Source organism: Micromonospora sp. NPDC005254, assembly GCF_042872525.1.
In the GTDB taxonomy this organism is placed as follows: domain Bacteria; phylum Actinomycetota; class Actinomycetes; order Mycobacteriales; family Micromonosporaceae; genus Micromonospora.
This window is the reverse complement of the sequence record NZ_JBIAKM010000001.1, coordinates 561448-584080: the sequence shown is the minus strand read 5'-3', so window position 1 is coordinate 584080 and position 22633 is coordinate 561448. Positions and strand designations below refer to the sequence as shown.

Annotated in this window: 22 protein-coding genes and 1 riboswitch; of the genes, 3 read left to right on the top strand and 19 right to left on the bottom strand. The window is 71.7% G+C overall.

Annotated features, from left to right (window positions below; all coding sequences use genetic code 11):
• Window positions 1-12 precede the first annotated feature (12 nt).
• The 6 genes from thiD to thiE form a co-directional block, all read right to left on the bottom strand.
• Window positions 13-798 (bottom strand): bifunctional hydroxymethylpyrimidine kinase/phosphomethylpyrimidine kinase, encoded by a 786-nt coding sequence (gene thiD, locus ACFYPR_RS02860; protein ID WP_355068214.1) that lies wholly within the window; start codon window positions 796-798, stop codon window positions 13-15.
• Between the two features lie 55 nt (window positions 799-853).
• Window positions 854-1540, bottom strand: coding sequence for a thiamine phosphate synthase (locus ACFYPR_RS02855; protein WP_387258414.1), 687 nt, complete (start codon window positions 1538-1540; stop codon window positions 854-856).
• The gene (locus ACFYPR_RS02850) at window positions 1537-2316 is read right to left on the bottom strand and encodes a thiazole synthase (protein ID WP_355139111.1); all 780 of its coding nucleotides are present in this window, start codon (window positions 2314-2316) and stop codon (window positions 1537-1539) included. The genes ACFYPR_RS02855 and ACFYPR_RS02850 overlap by 4 nt, the downstream gene beginning before the upstream one ends.
• On the bottom strand, window positions 2313-2513 hold the full coding sequence (gene thiS, locus ACFYPR_RS02845) for a sulfur carrier protein ThiS (protein WP_234583421.1): 201 nt from the start codon (window positions 2511-2513) through the stop codon (window positions 2313-2315). Before thiS ends, ACFYPR_RS02850 begins: the two co-directional genes overlap by 4 nt.
• Window positions 2504-3730 carry a glycine oxidase ThiO gene (gene thiO, locus ACFYPR_RS02840; RefSeq protein WP_387258412.1) on the bottom strand — a complete coding sequence of 409 codons (1227 nt, stop codon included), beginning with the start codon at window positions 3728-3730 and terminating at the stop codon, window positions 2504-2506. Before thiO ends, thiS begins: the two co-directional genes overlap by 10 nt.
• Window positions 3727-4350: a thiamine phosphate synthase gene (gene thiE, locus ACFYPR_RS02835; RefSeq protein WP_354858619.1), complete on the bottom strand. Its 624-nt coding sequence runs from the start codon at window positions 4348-4350 to the stop codon at window positions 3727-3729. The genes thiO and thiE overlap by 4 nt, the downstream gene beginning before the upstream one ends.
• A riboswitch (TPP riboswitch) is annotated at window positions 4345-4454 on the bottom strand. Its footprint overlaps the gene before it by 6 nt.
• 290 nt (window positions 4455-4744) lie before the next feature.
• Between thiE and ACFYPR_RS02830 the strand changes: the two genes are divergently transcribed.
• Entirely contained in the window at window positions 4745-10594 is a 5850-nt protein-coding gene (locus ACFYPR_RS02830; protein ID WP_387258411.1) for a ThuA domain-containing protein, read from the top strand.
• Window positions 10595-10665: 71 nt separating this feature from the next.
• Window positions 10666-11205, top strand: a complete 540-nt coding sequence (locus ACFYPR_RS02825; RefSeq protein WP_355068560.1) for a hypothetical protein — start codon at window positions 10666-10668, stop codon at window positions 11203-11205.
• Window positions 11206-11299: 94 nt separating this feature from the next.
• Here the strand turns inward: ACFYPR_RS02825 and ACFYPR_RS02820 are convergent, their stop codons facing one another.
• From ACFYPR_RS02820 to ACFYPR_RS02810, 3 genes are read right to left on the bottom strand one after another with little or no spacing between them, the layout of a single operon-like run.
• A complete protein-coding gene (locus ACFYPR_RS02820; protein WP_355068558.1) occupies window positions 11300-12262 on the bottom strand; it encodes an aldo/keto reductase in 963 nt (320 codons plus the stop codon).
• Window positions 12263-12299: 37 nt separating this feature from the next.
• The gene (locus ACFYPR_RS02815; protein WP_355068556.1) at window positions 12300-13979 is read right to left on the bottom strand and encodes an ATP-binding cassette domain-containing protein; all 1680 of its coding nucleotides are present in this window, start codon (window positions 13977-13979) and stop codon (window positions 12300-12302) included.
• A 41-nt stretch (window positions 13980-14020) separates the two neighbouring features.
• Window positions 14021-14626, bottom strand: coding sequence for a methyltransferase (locus ACFYPR_RS02810; RefSeq protein ID WP_354858630.1), 606 nt, complete (start codon window positions 14624-14626; stop codon window positions 14021-14023).
• A 102-nt stretch (window positions 14627-14728) separates the two neighbouring features.
• On the opposite strand from ACFYPR_RS02810, the gene ACFYPR_RS02805 reads away from it, so the two are divergent.
• Window positions 14729-15787 carry a hypothetical protein gene (locus tag ACFYPR_RS02805; RefSeq protein WP_355068554.1) on the top strand — a complete coding sequence of 353 codons (1059 nt, stop codon included), beginning with the start codon at window positions 14729-14731 and terminating at the stop codon, window positions 15785-15787.
• Between the two features lie 110 nt (window positions 15788-15897).
• Here the strand turns inward: ACFYPR_RS02805 and truA are convergent, their stop codons facing one another.
• From truA to map, 10 genes are all read right to left on the bottom strand, one after another.
• Window positions 15898-16728, bottom strand: coding sequence for a tRNA pseudouridine(38-40) synthase TruA (gene truA, locus ACFYPR_RS02800; protein ID WP_355068552.1), 831 nt, complete (start codon window positions 16726-16728; stop codon window positions 15898-15900).
• Between the two features lie 68 nt (window positions 16729-16796).
• Complete coding sequence (gene rplQ, locus ACFYPR_RS02795; RefSeq protein WP_354858638.1) at window positions 16797-17354, bottom strand: 50S ribosomal protein L17; 558 nt, start codon at window positions 17352-17354, stop codon at window positions 16797-16799.
• 34 nt (window positions 17355-17388) lie between these two features.
• A complete protein-coding gene (locus ACFYPR_RS02790) occupies window positions 17389-18411 on the bottom strand; it encodes a DNA-directed RNA polymerase subunit alpha (RefSeq protein ID WP_007465227.1) in 1023 nt (340 codons plus the stop codon).
• Between the two features lie 98 nt (window positions 18412-18509).
• Entirely contained in the window at window positions 18510-19136 is a 627-nt protein-coding gene (rpsD, locus tag ACFYPR_RS02785; protein ID WP_354858640.1) for a 30S ribosomal protein S4, read from the bottom strand.
• 13 nt (window positions 19137-19149) lie between these two features.
• Window positions 19150-19557, bottom strand: coding sequence for a 30S ribosomal protein S11 (gene rpsK / locus ACFYPR_RS02780; RefSeq protein WP_030329919.1), 408 nt, complete (start codon window positions 19555-19557; stop codon window positions 19150-19152).
• Window positions 19558-19644: 87 nt separating this feature from the next.
• The gene (rpsM, locus tag ACFYPR_RS02775) at window positions 19645-20025 is read right to left on the bottom strand and encodes a 30S ribosomal protein S13 (RefSeq protein ID WP_007465236.1); all 381 of its coding nucleotides are present in this window, start codon (window positions 20023-20025) and stop codon (window positions 19645-19647) included.
• Between the two features lie 265 nt (window positions 20026-20290).
• Window positions 20291-20404, bottom strand: a complete 114-nt coding sequence (gene rpmJ / locus ACFYPR_RS02770) for a 50S ribosomal protein L36 (RefSeq protein WP_043965539.1) — start codon at window positions 20402-20404, stop codon at window positions 20291-20293.
• A 91-nt stretch (window positions 20405-20495) separates the two neighbouring features.
• A complete protein-coding gene (gene infA / locus ACFYPR_RS02765) occupies window positions 20496-20717 on the bottom strand; it encodes a translation initiation factor IF-1 (protein ID WP_007073013.1) in 222 nt (73 codons plus the stop codon).
• Window positions 20718-21056: 339 nt separating this feature from the next.
• Window positions 21057-21614: a DUF1707 domain-containing protein gene (locus ACFYPR_RS02760; protein WP_387258408.1), complete on the bottom strand. Its 558-nt coding sequence runs from the start codon at window positions 21612-21614 to the stop codon at window positions 21057-21059.
• Window positions 21615-21736: 122 nt separating this feature from the next.
• Entirely contained in the window at window positions 21737-22588 is an 852-nt protein-coding gene (gene map, locus ACFYPR_RS02755; protein WP_354858645.1) for a type I methionyl aminopeptidase, read from the bottom strand.
• Window positions 22589-22633: the final 45 nt, after the last annotated feature.

Genomic DNA, 22633 nt, shown 5'->3' with positions numbered 1-22633 from the left:
CCTCCCTGGTGATCAGGCGGACCAGCCGAAGTGATCCAGCGGCCCGCGCCCCGCGCCCAGCTCCCAGCCCCGCGCGCCGGTCAGCGCGCGGAGCACGTACTCCTTGGCGGCCCCCACCGCCGCCGGCACCGGATCGCCCAGCGCGAGCCGCACGGCGATCGCCGCCGAGAACGAGCACCCGGTGCCGTGGGTGTGCCGGGTGTCCACCCGTGGCCCGCGCAGCAGGGTCGTGACGCCGCCCCCGTGCAGCACGTCGACCGCTTCGTCTCCACCCAGGTCACCGCCGGTGACCACCACGTGCTCCGGGCCGCCGGCGGCGAGGGCCTCCGCGGCGACGACCATCCCGGCCAGGTCGTCCACCGCGCGTCCGGTGATGGCCGCGGCCTCCGCGCAGTTCGGCGTCGCCACCCGGGCGTACGGAAGCAGCCGCTCCACCGCACCCACCACGCCGAGCCGGTGGCCGCTCGTGGCGACCAGCACCGGATCGACGACGAGTTGGGGCAGCCGGCCGTCCTGGGCAGCCTGGGCCACCGCGTCGGCGACGGCGGGTGTGCCGAGCATTCCCGTCTTGACCGCGCCGACGGTGAAGTCGGCGAGGACGCTGTCCAGCTGCTCGGTGACCGTGCGCGGCGGCAGCGGCAGGACGGCGTCGACACCGCGGGTGTTCTGCGCGGTGACCGCCGTGAGGACGCTGGTGCCGTACGCCCCGAGCGCCGCGAAGACCTTGAGGTCGGCCTGGATGCCGGCGCCGCCGCCGGAGTCGGAGCCGGCGATGGTTAGCACTGTGCTCGGGGTCATGTTGCCTCTTTGGTTGCGGTATGGGGCTGCGGCCGACCGTGCCCACTCCGGGCGGTCAGGCTTGATCCCTGCGTGGGCACGGTCGGCCGCAGCCCTGACCGGGAGACCTCCGTGCGCCGTGCCGGCTTGGGAAGAGCTCAGGGGTGACCGCCTCGACACAAGCGCTGCTCAGGGTGGCGGCTGTTTCTTCTGGGTCTTTGGCTCGCATGAGTGCGCCCAGCACGGCCACTCCGGCGGCTCCGGCGTCGACGCACGCGGTTACCTGTTCCGGGGTTTCAACCCCGCCCAGAGCCAGCAGAGGCGCCGGGCTGGCGCGCACCAGGTTGCCCAGTCCCGCGACGTTCAGGGGTGGGCCGTAGCCGGGCTTGGATTTTGTTGGCCAGACTGGGGAGACCGTGGCGTAGTGCTCGGTGGTGAGGCGGTTCAGCTCGGCCACGCTGTGGCAGGAGCGGCCGACCAGTTGGTGGGGCGGCGGCGGGTACGGGCCGGTGGCGGGCAGGTGGACGGCGTCGCCGCCGAGCGGGTCGGGGCCGGCCACGATGAGGGTCCCGTCGACGTCGGCGAGGATCGCGCGCAGGTCGACCGCGAGGGCGGCGCGCTCGGCGCGGGGCAGGTCCTTCTCCCGCAGCACGACCCATCGCACTCCCCCGGCGACCGCTCCCGCGACGACCCGTTCAAGCCCGCCCGTGGCGACCAGCCGATCGGTCAACAGGACCACCCCCGACGGCACCAACCCCGTCACAGGTCTGGTCTTCCCTCGTCGGGAGTGGACGGCAGGGCGTGGAAGCGGCGGGCGATCCGTCCCGCACCGGCGGCCAGTCGGCCCGCCTCGACGGCGTACCGCATCGCCGTGGCCATCGCCACCGGATCGGCGGCCCGGGTCACCGCGCTGGCCAGCAAAACCGCGTCGCAGCCCAGCTCCATGGCCAGGGCCGCGTCGGACGCCGTGCCGATGCCGGCGTCCAGGATCACGGGCACGTCCACGCTCTGCCGGATCAGCCGGATGTGGTGCGGGTTGCCGATGCCGAGCCCGGAGCCGATCGGCGCCCCGGCGGGCATCACCGCGGCACAGCCCACGTCGGCGAGGCGGCGGGCCAGCACCGGGTCGTCACTCGTGTACGGCAGCACCGTGAAGCCGTCGGCGACCAGCTCCTCGGCGGCGCGGAGCAGTTCCACGCCGTCGGGCAGCAGCGTCCGCTCGTCGCCGATCACCTCCAACTTGACCCAGTCGGTGTCGAACGCGTCGCGCGCCAGCCGGGCCACCTTCACCGCCTCGGTCGCGGTGTGGCAGCCGGCGGTGTTCGGCAGCAGCCGTACGCCGCACCGGTCCAGCAGGTCCAGCAGCCCTCCGGCGGTGCCCGGGGCGGTGCCCACCCGGCGCAGCGCCAGCGTGACCAGCTCCGTACCGGACGCCCGGATCGCCTGTTCCAGCACGTGCAGGTTCGCGGCGCCGCCGGTGCCGAGGATCAACCGCGAGCAGAACGTGACCCCACCCAGTTCGAAGGACACGCCGCTCACCCGCCCTGCGCGGCGGTCAGCACCTCGACGCGGTCACCGTCGCGCAGCACCGTGCCCGGCCAGCCGGCCCGGGGCACCACCTCGCCGTTGACCGCGACCGCGACGCCACGCTGGTGCGGGGCGACGTCGCGGACCAGGTCGGCCACCGACGCGCCGCCGGGGACGCTGCGCCCGGCCCCGTTCACCGTCAACTCCACAGGTCCTCCTCGGTCGTCCGTCCAGGTCCGCTCACGTCGCCCGCGTCGGGCCGTGCCGCGTCGCCGGCCGGAGAGGCGACGGCGAACCGGCGTCCGCTCACGTCGCCCGCGCCGAGCCGTGCCGCGTCGCCGGTCCCGGTCGACGACGCGACGGCGAACCGATCCGCGCCGAAGGGCGCGAGCAGCGGGTCGGGCACGCCGGTGGTCACCAGGTCGGCGATCTTCTCGGCGGTGATCGGGGTGAGCACGATGCCGTGCCGGTGGTGCCCGGTGGCGGCCAGGACGTCCGGCCGGCCGGGCAGCGGCCCGAGGATCGGCGCGTTGTCCGGCGTTGCGGGCCGCAGACCGGCGACCGCCTCGACCAGGTCGTACTCGGTCAGCTCGGGCAGCAGGTCGACACCGGCGCGCAGCAGCCGCAGCACCGCGCCGGCGGTGACGCTGGTGTCCGCCCGCTCCTCGACCGTCGCGCCGAGGACCACCTCGCCGTCGGCGCGGGGCACCAGGTAGACGTGCTCGCCGTCGGCGTACCCCCGGATCACGTGCCGGAAGCCCGGCGCGACGCCGCCGGGCGCGCGCAGCCGGAGGATCTGGCCCTTCACCGGCCGCACGGGCATGCCGGTGAGCGCGCCGGCCCCGCAGCCGGCGGCGACCACGGTGACCCCCGCGTCCACGTCGGACAGCCGCCGGACCGGCTGCGGCACGAGCACCGCGCCGGCCCGCTGCGCGGCCGTGCGCAGCGCCGGCACCAGCAGCCGGGGATCGACCTGGTGGTCGGTGGGCGCGAGCGCGCCGCCGCGCACCCGAGGGGCGAGCGCCGGTTCGCGGTCGCGCAGCTCGCTGGGGCGCAGCGGCGTCACCGGCAGACCCAACCCCTGTTGGTACGCCCAGAGCCGGCGTGCCTCGGCGAGGTCGTCGCCGGTCAGCCCGACCATCAGGGTGCCCTCGGTCCGGTAGCCGATCTCGGTGCCGCTCGCCTCGGTCAGTTCGGCGGCGAACCCGGGCCAGCGGGCGGCGGACGCCACCAGCAACTCGGTCAGCCGCCGCTCACCGAAGTACGCCTCGGCGACCGGGGAGAGCATGCCGGCGGCGACGGCCGACGCCCCCGACCCGGGAGCCGGGTCGTGCACCTCGACGCGCAACCCGCGGATGGCACAGCGCCACGCGATGGCCAGTCCGATCGGGCCCGCGCCGACCACCGCCACATCGGTGCGCGTCACGCCAGCGCCCGCAGCAGGTCGGCGGTCGCCCGCGCGGGGTCGGCGGCGTCGGAGAGCGCGCCGACCACCGCCACCCCGTACGCCCCGGCGGCCCGCAGCGCCGGCACCCGGTCGGCGGTCACCCCGCCGATCGCGATGACCGGCACGTCGACGGCGTCGGCGACGGCGCGGACGCCCGCGGGCCCGATGGGATCCGGCAGGCCGTTCTTGGTGCTGGTGGCGTGGCATGGGCCGACACCCAGGTAGCTGGCCCCGGCGGTGACCGCCTCGACCGCCGTCTGCGGCGCGCGTGCGGTGGCGCCGAGCACGCCGGTCGGGCCGAGCACGTGCCGGGCGGCGGCGACCGGCAGGTCGTCGGCCCCGACGTGCCCACCGGCGGCGCCCACCGCGAGCGCCACGTGCAGCCGGTCGTTGACCAGGCAGGTCGCTCCGTACGGCGCGCAGAGCGCCAGCACCCGGCCGGCCAGGTCGTACGCCTCGCGATCGGTCGCGGAGTCCTCCACCCGGACCTGCACGACGAGGTCGGCGCGGGCCGCCGCGAGGGCGGCCCGGACCACGGTGAGTGGGTCACGCCCGGGTCGGGTGTCGGTGATCAGATGCAGTCGTCCAAGGGACGGCACGGCAACACTCCTCCCTGCGCCGGCATTACCCGGATCAGGTTCGACGGTCGGGGGCTGTCAGCCCCCCTCTCAGCCCGGTACACCGGGCTCCCGTGGGTTACTTGCGTGTCACCGTACGACAGTTCCGCCGGTCTGCCAAGGGAGCGGCCGCCGGCCGGACAGGGTCCCATCGATGGGGTACTTTCTCCGGTCCTGTTCGGAATGTCGCACGCCGTTGCAGAACCGTTACCGGCCGGCATCTTGCCGGACATGGATACACCAGAATTAATTTGTTCAGCGATTCGACAAAATGCCGGTGGGGACGCCCTGGCACGGCCTCCCCGCCGGCTCCATCCGGGACGGTCTTCGGCAGCCGGCCCCCGCGATTCCTGTCCACCGCGACATTGGAGGCGGCGTGTCCCGTTCTCGTCGTACCCGTTTACCACTCACCGCTACCCTGCTCTCCCTAGCGCTCGCCTCGACGACCCTGCTCGGGTCGCCGGCGCAGGCGGCTCCGGCCGCGGCGCAGGTCCCCCCGCGAGACGCGCAGGCCGCGGCTCCGGTCACCCAGGTGGTGCCGAAGGCACCGAAGGCCGCAGCGGCCGACCCCTACTCCGTCCTAATCTTCTCCAAGACCGCCGGCTTTCGGCACGACTCCATCCCCACCGGCATCGCCGCCATCCAGCAGCTCGGCGCGGCGAACGGGTTCACAGTGGACACCACTGAGGACGGCGCCTCGTTCAACGACGCCAACCTCGCCAAGTACAAGGCCGTGATCTGGCTCTCCACCACCGGTGACGTCCTCGACGCCGACCAGCAGGCGGCCTTCGAGCGCTACGTGCGGGCCGGCGGCGGTTACGCCGGCGTCCACGCCGCCTCGGACACCGAGTACAGCTGGGCCTGGTACGGCGACCTGGTCGGCGCGTACTTCGCCAACCACCCGCAGAACCAGCAGGCCACCGTCAAGGTGGAGGACCACGCCCACCCGTCCACCGCCGAACTGCCGGACCGCTGGTCCCGGTTCGACGAGTGGTACAACTTCCAGACCAACCCCCGGCCGGACGTGCACGTGCTGGCCAGCCTGGACGAGAAGAGCTACACCCCGGGCGCCGGCGCGATGGGCGCCGACCACCCGACCGCGTGGTGCCAGGACTTCGACGGTGGCCGCTCCTGGTACACCGGCGGCGGGCACACCCGGGAGTCGTACGCCGAGCCCGAGTTCCTCAAGCACCTGCTCGGCGGCATCCAGACGGCGGCCGGCGTGGTCGACGCCGACTGCGGCGCCTCGAAGACGTCCAGCTTCGAAAAGGTCACGCTGGACAGCAACACAAGCAACCCGATGGAGCTGGACATCGCCCCCGACGGGCGGGTCTTCTACATCGAGCGCGACGGCCGGGTGCAGATCATCAAGCCCGACACCGGCAGCACCGTCACCGCCGTCGACCTGGACGTCTTCACCGGCAACGAGGACGGCCTCATCGGCATCCGGCTCGACCCGGACTTCGCCACCAACAAGTGGGTGTATCTCTACTACGCCCCGAACGACGGCGTCACCCGCAACCTGCTGTCCCGGTTCACGGTGACCGGCGACACCATCGACCCGGCGAGCGAGAAGCAGGTGCTGCGGGTCGACACCCAGCGCAACACCTGCTGCCACGCCGGCGGCAGCATGACCTTCGACAGCGCCGGCAACCTCTACCTGGCCACCGGTGACAACACCAACCCGTTCGAGTCGAACGCGTACTCGCCGCTCGACGAGCGGCCGGGCCGTCAGGACTACGACTCGCAGCGCACCTCCGCCAACACGAACGACCTGCGCGGCAAGGTGATCCGGATCCACCCGGAGGACGACGGGACGTACACCGTTCCGACCGGCAACCTCTTCGCGCCGGGCACCGAGAAGACCCGTCCCGAGATCTACGCGATGGGCTTCCGCAACCCGTTCCGGATCGGCACCGACCCGAAGACCGACACGCTGTACGTCGGGGACTACGGGCCGGACGCCAACGCGGACAACCCGAACCGGGGCCCCCGCGGTCTGGTCGAGTGGAACGTCGTGACCCCCGGCAACTACGGCTGGCCGTACTGCACCGGGACGAACGAGGCGTACAACGACTACACGTTCCCGTCCGGCCCGAGCGGTCCGAAGTTCGACTGCGCCGCGCCGGTGAACAACTCGCCCAACAACACCGGCCTGACCAACCTCCCGCCGGTCGTCCCGGCCACCGTCGACTACGGCTACGCCGGTGACGCGCGGTACCCGGAGATCGGTGGCGGTGGCGCCCCGATGGGCGGTCCGGCCTACCGGTACGACGCCAACCTCAACTCCACCCGCAAGTGGCCGGCCTACTACGACGGCAAGGCGCTGCTCGGCGAGTGGAACCAGAACAAGATGTACACGATGCAGATGACCGCCGACGGCAAGTCGTTGGTGGACATCAACCAGCTGCTCACCGGTATGCGCATGATCCGGCCGATGGACTTCGAGTTCGGCCCGGACGGCGCGCTCTACCTGATCGAGTGGGGCACGGGCTTCGGCGGCAACAACGACGACTCCGGCATCTACCGGATCGACTACACCGCCGGCGACCGCGCACCGATCGCCGCGGCGTCCGCCAACCCGACCTCGGGGCCGGCGCCGTTGACGGTCGCCTTCTCCAGCGCCGGCTCCCGGGACCCGGACGGCGGCGCGCTCACCTACGCCTGGACCTTCGGCGACGGGCAGACCTCCACCGAGGCCAACCCGACGCACACGTACGCCACGGCGGGCAACTACACCGCCCAGCTCACCGTGACCAACCCGAAGGGCCGTACCGCGGTGGCCAACGTGCCGGTCACCGTGGGCAACACCGCACCGACGGTGAGCATCGAGTTCCCGCCGGACGGTGGCTTCTTCAACTGGGGTGACCAGGTCCGCTACACGGTCAAGGTGACCGACCCCGAGGACGGGCAGATCGACTGCGCCCGGGTGAACCTGCAGGTGCTGCTCGGTCACGACGAGCACGCCCACCCGCTGGAGCAGCACACCGGCTGCACCGGCACCGTCCAGACGTCGCTCGCCTCCGGGCACGGCGCCGAGGCGAACGTGTTCGCGGTCTTCGAGGCCACCTACACCGACAAGGGCGGGGCCGGCGGGTCCGGCGCGCTCACCGGCCGGGACATCGAGATCCTGCAGCCCAAGCAGAAGCAGGCCGAGTACTTCACGGCCACCGGACGGGTGCCGGGCGGCACCGGCGGCGGAGACGCCGGCGTGCAGCGGGAGACCGGGGCCGACACCGCCGGTGGCGGCCAGAACATCGGGTTCATCGAGGACGGCGACTGGTGGTCGATCGTCCCGGCGGACCTGACGAACATCACCGAGATCCGGTTCCGGGCCGCCTCGGCCGCCGCCGGCGGTCGGATCGAGGTCCACGCGGGCGCCGTCGACGGACCGGTCGTGGCCACGGCCACCGTTCCGGCGACCGGCGCGTGGCAGACGTACACGGACGTGAGCGCGCCGGTCACCGGTGCCGCGAGCGGCTCGCTGTACTTCGTGGCCCGCGATCCGAACGGCGGAACGGGTTCCCTGTTCAACGTCAACTGGATGGACTTCGTCGGCCGCGGCGTCACCGAGAACGGGCCGCCGGTGGTCACCGCCACCGCGACCCCGGCCACCGGCACCGTGCCGGTCACCGTCTCCTTCGACGGCACGGCCACCGACGCCGAGGGCGACACCCCGCTGACGTACGCCTGGGACTTCGGTGACGGCGGTACGGCGTCCACCCTGGACGCCAGCCACACGTACACAAGCGTGGGAGCCTTCACGGCCACCCTCACGGTGACCGACAGCAAGGGCGCCAAGTCGTACGCCACGGTGCCGGTGCGGGTGAACGCGCCGGACACGTCCTGCTTCGGGGCGCGTTCGGACGACTTCAACGGCACCAGCCTCGACAAGGGCCGGTGGACCAGCGTGGTCCGGGAGAACCAGCTCTACTCGGTCAGTGGCGGCGCGCTGCGGCTGCCGACCGGGGTCGGTGACCTCTACGGCGCGCGCAACGACGCCACCAACCTGGTGCTCCAGGCGGCTCCGAGCGGCGCCTGGGAGATGACCACCAAGGTCACCCTGCCGGTGACGGCCAACTACCAGCAGGCTGGCCTGCTGGTCTACGGCGACGACGACAACTACGCCAAGCTGGACCTGCTCTACAACGGCAGCCGGCGGGTGGAGTTCATCCGGGAGACGGCCGGAACGCCGCGCAACGACGCTGCCGACAACGCCGCCGCACCGGCGGGTGACACCGTGTACCTGCGGATCACCAGCGACGGGACGAACCTGACCGCGGCCTTCTCGGGCGACGGGCAGACCTTCACCCCGGCCGGCCGGTCGGCCGCGCTCGCCGGCATCACCAACCCACGGATCGGGGTCTTCGCGCTCAACGGCGGCACCGAGGCGCCAGTGGTCGACGCGGCCTTCGACTCGTTCCAGGTCACGCCGGACGCCCCGGCCGGCCCGATCGACCCGTCGGACGAGTTCACCGGCGACACGCTGGACAAGTGCCGGTGGGACGCGATCCTGCGGGAGGACCCGAACGGTTACCGGGTCACCGGTGGCGCGTTGCGGATCGACGTGCCGAACGGTGACATCTACGGCACCAGCAACACCGGGCCGAAGAACTTCATCCTCCAGACCGCGCCCTCGGGCGACTGGACCCTGGAGACGACTGTCGACGGCAGCCTGCTGAACGAGCAGTACCAGCAGGCCGGTCTGCTCGTGCAGGCGGACGACGACAACTACCTGAAGTTCGACTTCATCGCGGACAACCAGGCCGGCCAGACGGTGACGCGGCGGATCGAGTTCCGCAGCGAGATCGGCGGCGTCGTCCAGAACCCGCAGCCGGAGGCCACAAGCCTCACCTCGGCGGTGTGGCACCTGCGGCTGGCCCGCAGCGGCAACACCTTCACGGCGTCGTACTCAGCCGACGGGACGACCTGGACCACGCTGGAGGCGCTGACCAACAGCGCGGTCGGGGCCACCCCGAAGGTCGGTCTGTTCACCCTCGGCGCCAACCAGACGGCGTCGAAGACGGCCTCGTTCGACTACTTCCGGCTGAGCACCAAGGTGGTCACCGACGAGACCGCTCCGGTGACGACGGCGGCGGTGTCCGGCACCCCCACCGACGGGTGGTACACCGGGCCGGTGACGGTCACCCTGACCGCCGCCGACGAGGCCGGCGGCAGCGGACTGGCCGGTACGGCGTACCAGCTGGACGGGGCCACCACCTGGACCGACTACACCGCTCCGGTGACGGTCAGCGGCGACGGGGCGCACGAGCTGCGATTCCGCTCGACGGACCAGGCGGGCAACGTGGAGTCGACGAAGACCGTCTCGGTCAAGATCGACGCCACCGCGCCGGTCACCACGGCGACGTTCGCTCCGGCGAACGACGCCGGCTGGCACAACGGGACGATCCCGGTGGTGCTGACCTCGACCGACGCCGGTTCCGGAGTCAAGACGGTCGAGTGGTCGCTGGATGGCGGCGCGTGGACGCCGTACTCGAAGCCGGTCGAGGTGACCGGTGACGGGCAGCACGAGCTGCTGTACCGCTCCACCGACAAGGCGGGCAACGCCGAGACGCTCAAGTCGGCGATCCTGAAGATCGACGGCACCAAGCCGACGCTGCTGGTCTCCGGTATCGCCGACGGCCAGCTCTACGGGGACAGCCAGGACGTTCGGGTGTCCTGGCAGGCCGTCGACCCGACCTCGGGCATCGCGACCGTGGTCGGCCAACTGGACGGCAAGGCGTACGCCAGCGGCACCCTGCAGGCCATGTACGAGCTGCCGCTCGGCCTGCACGAGCTGACCGTCACCGCGACCGACAAGGCCGGCAACACGACGACCTCGGCGGTCCGGTTCTTCGTCACCACCTCGTTCCGGGACATGCAGAACCTGCTGGACCGGTTCAAGGCGACGGGGCGGCTCTCGGCCAAGGCGCACAAGGATCTGACGAACAAGCTCGACGCCGTCCGTAAGGCCGAGGCGGCGGGCAACGACAACAAGGCGCTCAAGGAACTGACCGCATTCCGGAAGCTCGCCGCGGACACCAAGCTGGTGACCGAGGCGGAGATCCGGGACGTGCTGATCCGCGACGCCGACGCCATGACGGTGCGGCTCGGCGGAACGCCCGCCAGCAACGCCGGGGTCAAGGCGAACGACGGCAAACCCGTCAAGGGTGCCGGGCGACTGAGTGGCGACGTCACCCGGCTCGCTCCGGGCCGCCAGCTCTGATCCGACGAGGCCCCTCCCCGACGCCACGGTGTCGGGGAGGGGCCTCCCTCATCCGTAGTGAGGAGATGTCCGTGACGGGTATCCGCAAGGTGGTCGCCGCCGTGTTCGCCGGACTGGCCCTGACCCTGTTCGCCGCGGCCCCGGCGGCCGCCCAGGCCGACAAACTCAAGCTGACGGTGGCTGGCGACGGCGCCGAGGGGGTCACCATCCAGGCCACCTACACCGATGGCCGTCGGCTGGACCAGCTGGTGCGGTTGGTGCTCACCGCCACCGGCCCGGACGGGCAGCGGGTCGGGCCGGTGCAGCTGGAGCCACAGCCCGAGGGGCAAGGGTTCTACAGCAGCGGCCCGGTGCTCTCCACCGGCACGTGGAAGGTGACGGTGAACTCCCCCGCTCCGCTGCAGGGCAAGGCCACCGCCACGGTGCAGGCCCGGGCGGCGCAGTCACCTCCGGCCCCCAGACCGGTCGCGGTGACCGCGGACGGGACCGGCGACCGCGGGGCGGGCGCCGGCTGGTGGCCGTTCGCGGCGGCCGGCCTCGTGCTGGTCGCCGCGGCGATGGGGGCGGCCATGCTGTTCGGCCGCCGCCGCGCCTCCACGCCGAACGACTGACCGACCGGCGCTCCGGCGCCACTGAAACGACCGGGCCGGGCCGCGACGAGCGGCCCGGCCCGGTGTCGTTCAGGCGACCACGCGCCCGCCGCGCTCAGAGGATGGCGCGCAGCGCCGCCAGGTCGTCGTCGCTGGGCTCCCAGGTGCCGGCGGCGGCGTTCGCGTACACCTGCTCGGGCGTGGTGGCGCCGGCGATCACCGAGGTCACCGCCGGCTGGGCGGCCAACCCGCCGATCGCCACCTGGAGCATGGTCAGACCCCGCTCGGCCGCGTACGCCTCGATCGCCTCGATGGTGTCCCAGTCGGCCGCGGCGAGCCGGTCGGCGTACCGGCCACCGCCGGAGAGCCGGCTGCCGGCCGGCGGCTGCCCGCCCCGCTTGTACTTGCCGGTGAGCAGGCCGTTGGCGAGCGGGAAGAACGGCAGCATGCCGAGGCCGAACCGCTCGCAGGCCGGGATCACCTCGGCCTCCGCGGACCGCTCCAGCAGGCTGTAGTGGTTCTGCGCGCTGATGAATCGGGCCCGGCCGTTGGACGAGGCGACCCAGTCGGCGTCGGCGATCTGCCAGCCGGCGAAGTTGGAGTTGCCGAGGTAGCGGACCTTGCCGTCGCGGACCAGATCGTCGAGGGCCGCGAGGGTCTCGTCGATCGGGGTGCCCGGGTCGGGCTCGTGCATCTGGTACAGGTCGATGTGGTCGGTGCCGAGCCGGCGCAGCGACGCCTCCACCGCGCGGGCGATGTACCGCCGCGAACCCCGGGCGCCGAAGTCCGGACCGTTGAGGCCGTTCATGTCCATGCCGAACTTGGTGGCCACCACCACGTCGTCCCGGCGTCCCTTGAGCGCCTGCCCGAGCAGCTCCTCGGAGCCGCCCTGCGGCTCGCCGTAGATGTCGGCGGTGTCGAAGAGGTTGATCCCGACGTCCAGGGCGGCGTCCACGACCGCGCGGGTGCCATCGAGGTCGAGCTTGCGGCCGAAGTTGTTGCAGCCGATCCCGACGACGGACACCACGAGCCCGGAGTCGCCCAGCCGGCGATAGGTCATCTCAGTCACGAGATCCACCCTATGCCGGCCGGACGCACCGCCGCCCGGCGACCGCTCAGCCCACGTCCCAGACCGGCTCCGGGGTCTCCACCACCTCGCTGTCGCCCCGGAACAGCACGAACCGGTCGAAGGAGCGGGTGAACCACCGGTCGTGGGTGACCGCCACCACCGTCCCCTCGAACGCGTTCAGGCCCGCTTCCAGCGCCTCGGCGCTGGCCAGGTCGAGGTTGTCGGTGGGCTCGTCGAGCAGCAGCAGGGTCGCGCCGGACAGCTCCAACAGCAGCACCAGGAACCGGGCCTGCTGCCCGCCGGAGAGCGTGCCGAAGCGCTGGTCGCCCTGCCCGGCCAGCTCGTAGCGGCTGAGCACCCCCATCGCCGCGTGCCGGTCCATCCCGGTGCGGTGCTCGTCACCCCGCCACAGGATCTCGACGAGCGTCTTGCCCATCAACTCCGGTCGGTCGTGGGTCTGCGAGAAGTGGCCGGGGCGGACCCGGGCGCCGAGCCGGGCGGTGCCGTCGTGCGTCACCGGGGCGAGCCCGCCCGCCCCGTCGACCGGCCCGTTCGCCGGGTCGGGATCGGTGCCACCCCGGGCCAGCAGCCGCAGGAAGTGCGACTTGCCGGTCCCGTTGGCGCCGAGCACCGCCACCCGGTCGCCGTACCAGATCTCCAGGTCGAAGGGGAAGGTCAGGCCGTCCAGCTCCAGCTGGTCGCAGACGACCGCGCGCTTGCCGGTCCGCCCGCCGGTCAGCCGCATCCGGATGTCCTGGTCCTTCGGCGGTACGGGCGGCGGTCCGGCCTCCTCGAACTTGCGCAACCGGGTCTGCGCGGCCTGGTAGCGCGAGGCCAACCCGTCGTTGTACGCGGCCTTCTGCTTGTACATCAGCATCAGCTCGCGCAGCTTCTGGTGCTCCTCGTCCCAGCGCCGGCGCAGCTCGTCGAGACGGGCGTGCCGGGCCACCCGCGCCTCGTACCAACTGGCGAAGCCACCGGGATGCACCCAGGCGCTGCCGCCCTCCACGGCCACCACCCGGTCGGCGCTCTGGGCCAGCAGCTCGCGGTCGTGCGAGACGTAGAGCACCGACTTGGTGGACTCGCGCAGCCGCGCCTCCAGCCAGCGCTTGCCGGGCACGTCGAGGAAGTTGTCCGGTTCGTCGAGCAGCAGCACCTCGTCCGGGCCGCGCAGCAGCAACTCCAGGGCGAAGCGCTTCTGCTGGCCGCCGGAGAGGGTACGCACCGGCCGGTCCCGTACGGCGTCCCACGGCTGGTTGAGCACGATGGTCGCGACGGTGTCGAAGAGCACCTCGGCGTCGTACCCGCCGGCCTCGCCCCAGGCGCCGAGCGCGTCGGCGTACGCCAGCTGGGCCTTTCCGGCGGCGCTGCTGAACTTGCCGCGGACCTCGGCCGCCCGCATGGCCGTCTCGGTCTCGGCGAGCCGGCGGCCGGCGTCGCGCAGCGGTGGCGGGGCGAGCGACAGCGCCAGGTCGGCCAGCGTCGTCTCGTCGCCGATCATGCCGATGAACTGGCGCATCACGCCCAGCCCGCCGGCCCGCGCGACGGTGCCGGTACGCACCGGCAGGTCACCGGCGACCATCCGCAGCAGGGTCGTCTTTCCCGCGCCGTTCGGCCCGACCAGGGCGACCTTGGCGCCCTCACCGACCCGGAACGACACGTCGGCGAAGAGTTCCCGACCGTCGGGCAGGATGTGCCCGACCGCTGCCACGTCCACGTATCCCACGCCGGGATCCTGCCCCAGCGAGGGCCGGGAGGGACATCCAATTACCGGGTGACCCGCAGCACCCGGAAGCCCTTCTGGCTGGCGTGCCGCTCGACCTGCCAACCCTGGTCGACGATCCAGCGGTGCAGCGAGTCGCCGCCGAGGTGGCGGGCGACGACCAGCCAGCCGACGCCGTCCGGGGCGAGTCGGGGCAGCCAACGCAGCAACAGCTCGTGCAACTCGTCCTTGCCGATGCGGATGGGCGGGTTGGACCACAGCTGCGCGAACCGGAGGTCCGCCGGCACGTCGTCCGGTGCGCTGACCCGGACCCGGTCGGCGGCGCCGATCCGGGCCGCGTTGACGGCGGTCAGTTCGCGGGCGCGGGCGTTGACGTCGACCGCCCAGACGGTGCTCGCCGGTGCCACGTCGGCCAGCACGCAGGCGATCGGGCCGAACCCGCAGCCGAGGTCGAGCAGGTCACCGGTGGTGTCGGCGGCGGGCAGCTCGGCCTTGCGCAGGAGCACCGCGGTGCCGGGGTCGAGGCGGCTGGCGGAGAAGACGCCGCCGGCCGAGACGAGCTGGTAGTCGCGGTCGGCGACAGAGAACTCGACTTCGCGCGCCGGCGCGTCGCTGGCGGGCTGCGCGGTGAAGTAATGGTCGCCGGTCACGCCGGCAATTCTCGCACCGGCCCGGGTCGGCCACGACACGGCCCACAACCGCATTTCCCAATATTACCCCCTAAAGGGACAATGGCTCCTACTCTAGGCGACATGGTGTATCGGTACGAGTCCGAAGAGGACGCATTCGAGGACCCGGAGCCCGGCTCCGACCTGGCCGTGCTCGGCGCCGGTCCGCCTCCGCCGGCCGGCCCCTCACCGTCCCGGTTTCCCGCTCCGTCGCTGCCCCGACCCAACCAGCTGATGCTGCCGTCGACCCAGCCGCCGCCGGTCACCCGCGTCAGCACCCCGGTCGCGGCCCCCCGCAGCCAGGTCTACACCTCGGCCCAGCCGGTGGAGCCGCCCGCGCGGCGCGGCGGCGGGCGACTCTGGCAGGTGCTGGTCGGCGGTGCGGCCGTCCTGGTCCTGCTCGCGCTCTGCGGTCTGGGCGCCGCCGCGCTGCTGGTGGACAACAAGCCGGCGCCACAGGCCACCCCGACGTACCAGCCGAACGTCGCCGCGTCCGCTTCCGCGCAGCGGCAGGATCTCGACTCGCGGGACACCGACCAGGCGCCGCTCACCGCGAAGGAACTCTTTCCCGGCAAGGAGTTGAAGCTCGCCGACGGCCAGCCCGCCTACGAGATCCTCAAGACGCACTCCAGCGGCAGTTGCGCCGTCGCCGCCACCGACGAGGTGGCCGACCTGCTGGTCCGGCTCGGCTGCAACCAGGTCGTCCGGGCGACGTTGCGGGCTCCCGGCGGCGACCACCTGGTCACCGCCGGCCTGTTCAACCTCACCGACAAGGTCAGCGCCGAACGGGCCCGGGACCGGATCCGGCAACTCCTCGACGACCGGCAGGGCCGGTTCCGGGGGCTGTCCGCCGGCGACGACGCGGATGTCCTGGCCACCGCCCCGGCACGGGTCGGCTGGCAGGTCCGGGGCCACTACCTGGCGTACGCGCTGGTGGTCCGCGCGGACGGAGCCGCGGTCAAGTCCGGCGACACCAAGATCCGGGAGATCCTGTTCGACATGATCGAGGCGCACCTCAGCCGAGGCGTCCTGCAACGGCGGGCCGACAGCCGCACGGCCGGACAACCAACGGCAGCGCCGACCGAGAGCGGCGGAACCCAGAGCGGCAGCGGCAGCGGCAGCGGCGAACTGCCCGGAGACTGATCCGCGCCTCCGCCCGACCGGTGTGCCGCCGACCGGTGGCACACCCGTCGTCGTCCGCTGCCGCCGTCGTCAGCCTTCTCGACGGGCGGACGAGGTCGCGGCCGCCGTTGTCAGCCCTCGACGGGCACGCGCAGGCGGCGGGTCAGGTCGGCGCGGCGGGCGTAGTCGGCCGGGTCGGCCGGGTAGCCGACCGCGACCAGGGTGAGCCCGTGCGCCGGGGCCACCGTCACCTCGCTGGAACGCTCCTGCCGGTCGAGCAGGCTGCCCGGCCACTGGACCGCCCGACGGCCGTCGCCGGCCGCGAGCATCGCCCCCACGAGGCTGCGGACCATCGCCTGGCAGAACGCGTCGGCCTGCACGGTGGCGACCAGGATGCCGTCCGGGTCGCGCCGCCAGTCCAGCCGGGTCACCTCGCGCAGCGTCGTCGCGTTCTCCTTGCGCCGGCAGTACGCGGCGAAGTCGTGCTCACCGACCAGACCGGCCGCGGCGGCGTTCAGGGCGGCCAGGTCCAGCGGTCGCGGCCAGGCCAGCACCTCGTGCCGGCGTAGCGGCTCGGCGCCGTACGGGGCGTCGGTCACCCGGTACTCGTAGCGCCGGAAGGTGGCCGAGAACCGGGCGTCGAAATCGGCCGGCACCTCCGACATCGCCCGTACCCGCACGTCGGTGGGGAGCAGCCGCGCGAGCCGGCGCAGCAGCCGTCCGTCGTGCTGCCGCCACACCTCGGCGGGGAGGTCCAGGTGGCAGACCTGCCCGGTGGCGTGCACCCCCGCGTCGGTGCGACCCGCGACGGTCAGACCGGTCGCCGTGCCCGCGCCGAGGACCAGGTCCAGGGTCTCGACGAGCACCCCGGCGACGGTCCGCCGGGTCGGCTGGGGCGCCCAGCCGGAGAAACCAACGCCGTCGTACGAGACGTCCAGCCGCAGCCGGATCCGCTCGTCCACCTCGTACCTCCTGTTACGGGTCGGGCCCGGCACCCCGATGGGGGTGCCGGGCCCGACGTTGCCCTTGATCAGGCCTTGTTCTCGGTGGCCTCGTCGCTGTCCTCGCGGGCGGCGTCGGTGTCACCGGACGCCGACGCCGGTGCCTCGGAGTCCTGGTCGGCCGGGGCCGACTGCGGGGCCTCCTCGGCCGGGGCGAGCGCCTCGACCTTGTCCTGCTGCGCGGCCTTGCGGGCGGCGGTCTTCTTGTTCACCTTCGGCTCGGCGACCTGAAGCTCCTCCACCAGCTCGATGATGGCCATCGGCGCGTTGTCACCCTTGCGCGGACCGGTCTTCACGATCCGGGTGTAACCGCCGGGGCGGTTGGAGTACCGGGGCGCGATCTGGTCGAACAGGGCGTAGACAACGTCCTTGTCCTTGACGACACCCAGCACCCGCCGCCGCGAGGCGAGGTCACCGCGCTTGGCCTTGGTGATGAGCTGCTCGGCCAGCGGACGCAGCCGGCGGGCCTTCGTCTCGGTGGTCTGGATCTTGCCGTGCTGGAACAGCGCGGTCGCCAGGTTGGCGAGCATCAGCCGCTCGTGCGAGGGGCTGCCGCCGAGGCGGGGGCCCTTGGTGGGCGTGGGCATTTTTGGTGCTCCTCAGTTGTGGCGGCAGCGCGGACTAGAGCTGCTCGGTCTCGCGGTAGTCGTCGGTGTCGTAGTCGGCCTCGCCGAAGGTGTCCACGACGTGCGCCGGGTCGAAGTTCGGAGCCGAGTCCTTCAGCCCGAGACCCATCCCGGCGAGCTTCATCTTGACCTCGTCGATCGACTTCTGACCGAAGTTGCGGATGTCGAGGAGGTCGGCCTCGGTACGCCCGATGAGCTCACCAACGGAGTTGATGCCCTCGCGCTTGAGGCAGTTGTAGGAGCGGACGGTGAGGTCCAGCTCCTCGATCGGCAGAGCGAGGTCCGCCGCCAGCTGGGCGTCCTGCGGGGACGGCCCGATGTCGATGCCCTCGGCGGTCTCGTCCAGCTCCCGGGCCAGCCCGAACAGCTCCACAAGCGTCGAACCGGCGGAGGCCAGCGCGGTACGCGGGCCCATCGACGGCTTGGTCTCGACGTCGATGATGAGCCGGTCGAAGTCGGTGCGCTGCTCGACGCGGGTCGCCTCGACGCGGTAGGTCACCTTCAGCACCGGCGAGTAGATCGAGTCGACCGGGATGCGGCCGATCTCGGCGCCGGACTGCTTGTTCTGTGCAGCCGTCACGTAGCCCCGGCCCCGCTCGACGGTCAGCTCCATGTCGAGCCGGCCCTTGCCGTTGAGGGTCGCGAGCTTGAGGTCCGGGTTGTGCACCGAGACGCCGGCCGGGGGCTGGATGTCGCCCGCCGTCACGTCGCCCGGGCCCTGCTTGCGCAGGTACATGCTGACCGGCTCGTCGTGCTCGGAGCTGACGCACAGCTCCTTGATGTTCATGACGAGCTCGACCACGTCCTCCTTGACACCGGGGATCGTGGTGAACTCGTGCAGCACGCCGTCGATCTTGATCGAGGTGACCGCCGCACCCGGGATCGACGACAGCAGCGTGCGCCGCAGCGAGTTGCCCAGGGTGTAGCCGAAGCCCGGTTCGAGCGGCTCGATGGCGAACCGCGACCGGGTCTCGTTGATCGACTCCTCGGAGAGGGAGGGTCGCTGGCTGATGAGCATGTTGTCTCTTCTCTTTCAGGACGCCCGCTATTTGACGTCCACGACACAAACTGTTCCGGTGGCCCGCCCCGAAGGGCGGGCCACCGCAACGAGCCCGACTACTTGGAGTAGAGCTCGACGATCAACTGCTCCTGGACCTGCGTGTCGATGACCTGCCGGGCCGGGAGGGAGTGCACGAGCACCTTCATCTGGCTGGGGATTGCCTCCAGCCAGGCCGGCACCGTCTTCGAACCGGCCTGAGCCTGCGCCACCACGAACGGGGTGAGCTCCTTGCTCTTGCCCCGGACCTCGATGATGTCGTGCTCCTTGACGCGGTACGACGGGATGTCGACCTTCTTGCCGTTCACCATGAAGTGACCGTGCTTGACCAGCTGGCGGGCCATGTCCCGCGAGTGGGCGTAGCCGGCCCGGTAAACGACGTTGTCCAGCCGCGACTCGAGGATCTGCAGAAGGACCTCACCGGTCTTGGCCTGCTTGCCAACGGCTTCCTCGTAGTAGCCACGGAACTGCTTCTCCAGCACGCCGTAGACGCGGCGGGCCTTCTGCTTCTCGCGGAGCTGGAGCAGGTACTCCGTCTCCTTGGTGCGGCCGCGGCCGTGCTGCCCGGGCGGGAACGGCCGGGACTCGAACGGGCACTTCGGGCCATCGCACTTGCTGCCCTTGAGGAACAGCTTCATCTTCTCCCGCCGGCAACGGCGGCAGTCAGCACCGGTGTAACGAGCCATCTCTCTCTACCTCTCAGACCCGACGACGCTTAGGCGGACGGCATCCGTTGTGCGGCTGCGGGGTGACGTCGGCGATCTGGCCGACCTCCAGCCCGACGGCCTGCAGCGAACGGATCGCGGTCTCCCGGCCGGAGCCGGGGCCCTTGACGAACACGTCGACCTTGCGCATGCCGTGCTCCATGGCCCGACGCGCGGCGGCCTCGGCGGCCAGCTGCGCGGCGAACGGAGTCGACTTGCGGGAGCCCTTGAAGCCCACCTGGCCCGCGGAGGCCCAGGAGATGACCGCACCGGTCGGGTCCGTGATGGACACGATGGTGTTGTTGAAGGTGCTCTTGATGTGCGCCTGCCCGTGGGCGACGTTCTTGCGTTCCTTGCGCCGGACCTTCTTGACAGCGGCTCCGGCACGAGCCTTCGGTGGCATAAGTCTGTGCGCTCCTAGTTGACTTTCCGGATTGGGTTGCGGCCCGCCCTACCTCGGCGGCGGCCGACCCCGTCATCCGGTTAAGAACTACTTCTTGCCGGGCTTCTTCTTGCCGGCGACGGTCCGCTTCGGGCCCTTGCGGGTCCGTGCATTGGTCTTGGTCCGCTGGCCACGCACGGGCAGGCCCCGGCGGTGCCGGATGCCGGCGTAGCAGCCGATCTCGACCTTGCGGCGGATGTCAGCGGCGACCTCGCGGCGCAGGTCGCCTTCAACCTTGTAGTTGCCCTCGATGTGGTCGCGGAGCTGCACGAGCTCCTCGTCCGTGAGGTCCCGAGCGCGCTTGTCCGGCGAGATGCCGGTGGCGGCGAGTGTCTCCAGGGCGCGGGTGCGACCGACCCCGAAGATGTAGGTGAGCGCGATCTCCATCCGCTTCTCGCGGGGGAGATCCACGCCGACTAGACGTGCCATGTGCGGGCGTACTCCTCGTGATGTGTGGCGGAGGTGTGGACCCGTCCCACCCCGCTACCGGCCGTCCCGTCTTTCCGACGCTGTAGCGCCGGCGACCGGGATCGGTCGCTGCCCGAGCGGGCCCCGGCCTCCGACCGGGGGTCAGCCACGAAGAAGTACGTCTCGCGTACCGCTCGCGGCTGGGACGAGCATGTGTGATGTGTGTGTCGTTGAGGAACTGCCCGGACCAACGCCACCCGGCCGTGTTCCGACCGGACGGGCTGAGTCAGCCCTGGCGCTGCTTGTGGCGCGGGTCGCTGCAGATGACCATGACCCGGCCGTGCCGGCGGATAACCCGGCACTTGTTGCAGATCCTCTTGACGCTCGGCTTGACCTTCACGGTTGCCTTACTTCCCATCTGGCCCGGGGACGCGCGATGCGCGAGACCGGACGTCGAAGACGGACACGGGACTTCCCGGCCGACGTCAGGACTACTTGTAGCGGTAGACGATGCGCCCGCGGGTCAGGTCGTACGGCGAGAGTTCGACGACGACCCGGTCCTCCGGCAGGATGCGGATGTAGTGCTGCCGCATCTTGCCGCTGATGTGAGCCAACACCTTGTGGCCGTTCGCGAGCTCCACCCGGAACATGGCGTTCGGCAGGGGCTCGATGACCCGACCCTCGATCTCAATGGCTCCGTCTTTTTTCGGCATGTCCTCCGCTGTCCTGACGTCGATTGCTCCGGGCGGCCCACAACGTCTTACACGGGAAACTGACCAAGATCAGAAGCCCGCGCCAGCCGCGGCTCCAGGTCCCACCGAAGCGCAGGGTGGGCATGCCGGAGTGGACGCTGTGCGCCGAACAGAAAGTGTACGCCGGCCTGCGCGCCGTCGCCAAACCGGCCACCCACCGCAGCCTCGCGTCGGCCCCCGCTCCCCCACCCGGCCCTCGGATGATCTTCGCGGAGCCGCGCCCCACCGAATATCGATCATGAGGTTGTCGAGGCGAAACACCGCGATCGACGACACCAAGTCCATGATCATCGGGGTGGGTCAGGTTTCAGGCCCGGGGTCTTCCGGCCCGTCGGTGCGCAGCTCCCGGCGGCGCTCACGCTTGGCTCGCTTGCGCTCACGCCGGCGCTCCCGCTCGATCGCCTGCCGGCGCGGCTCTCCCCCGGCCAGCCCGCCGACCGTCCGGAGCACCAGCACCACGCCCCAGGGCCCGGCCACCCACGCCGGCCAGAAGTAGAGCAGTTCCTGGCTCAGCAGCGAGGTCACGCCCCAGATGGTCACCACGATGGCGATCACCCTCACGTACGGCAGCCAGACCTCGGCCAGCCAACGATTGACGTGGCCGTGCGCGAGCGGGCCGACGGGCGGCTCAGCCGGCGCGCTGGCCGGCCGCAGGGCCGAATGCTCCGGGGGCGTGACCGGGGGTAGATCGGTGAGCAGGGCGTCCAGCTCGGCGTACGTGCGCGCCGCGTAGGCCCGCTGCACCCGCTCGTCGTACTCGTGCAGGTCCAACCGCCCCTCGCCGAGGGCGGCCCGTAGCCGGTCGGCAACCACCTCGCGGTCCGCGTCCGCGGCTCGCATCCCGTCGCGCCCGTCCATGCCGGCAAGCATGCCACCGCCACGCCAGTCAGCCCGACCTCGAACATCGGTTGATCATGAAGTTATTGCCAGCCGCACCGGCGTGTCAGGGCAATAACTTCATGATCAACCGGCGAGGTGGGTCAGGGGGTTGTGGTTTCTGCGGGTTGGCGGGCGGTGACCAGGTCGCCCAGGCGGGCGCGGCCCCCGTCGAAGGCCGTGAGCACCCACACGCCGTCGGGCAACAGCGCCATCGAGTGCTCGACGTGCGCCGCGACCGAACCGTCCCGGGTGACGACCGTCCAACCGTCGGCCAGTTCGACCGTACGCGGGGACGCCATGGTGATCATGGGCTCGATCGCCAGCGCCATGCCGGGGACCAGACGCGGCCCCTTGCCCGGCCGGCCGTGGTTGAGCACGTGCGGGTCCTGATGCATCTCGGTGCCGATGCCGTGGCCACCGTAGCCGTCGACGATGCCGTACCGGCCGCCCTTGCGGACCGCCGTCTCCACGGCGTACGAGATGTCGGTGAGCCGCCCCTTGCCGCTGGCCGCTCCGCGCGCTGCGGCGGCGATGCCCGCCCACATCGCGTCCTCGGCGACCTCGGCCATCTTGAGCAGCGCCGGGTCGACGTCGCCCACCCCGACGGTGATAGCGGAGTCCCCGTGCCACCCGTTGAGCACCGCGCCGCAGTCGATCGAGATGAGGTCGCCGTCGGCGAGCACCTGCTCCGGCGAGGGGATGGCGTGCACAATCTGCTCGTTGACCGACGAGCAGATCGACGCCGGGAAGCCGTGGTAGCCCTTGAAGGACGGGACGGCGCCCGCCTCGCGGATCGTCGACTCGGCGATGGCGTCCAGGTCCGCCGTGCTCACGCCGGGGGCCACCGCCTCGCGCATCCGGCGCAGGGCCTCGGCGACCACGAGCCCGGCGGCGCGCATCTTCTCGATCTGGTCAGGGGTCTTCAGCTGGATGTCCAGCTGGGGACGACGCATGGAGCGGTTACCTTTCGTGGCCATTCAGCGGGGCACGTCTGGCGT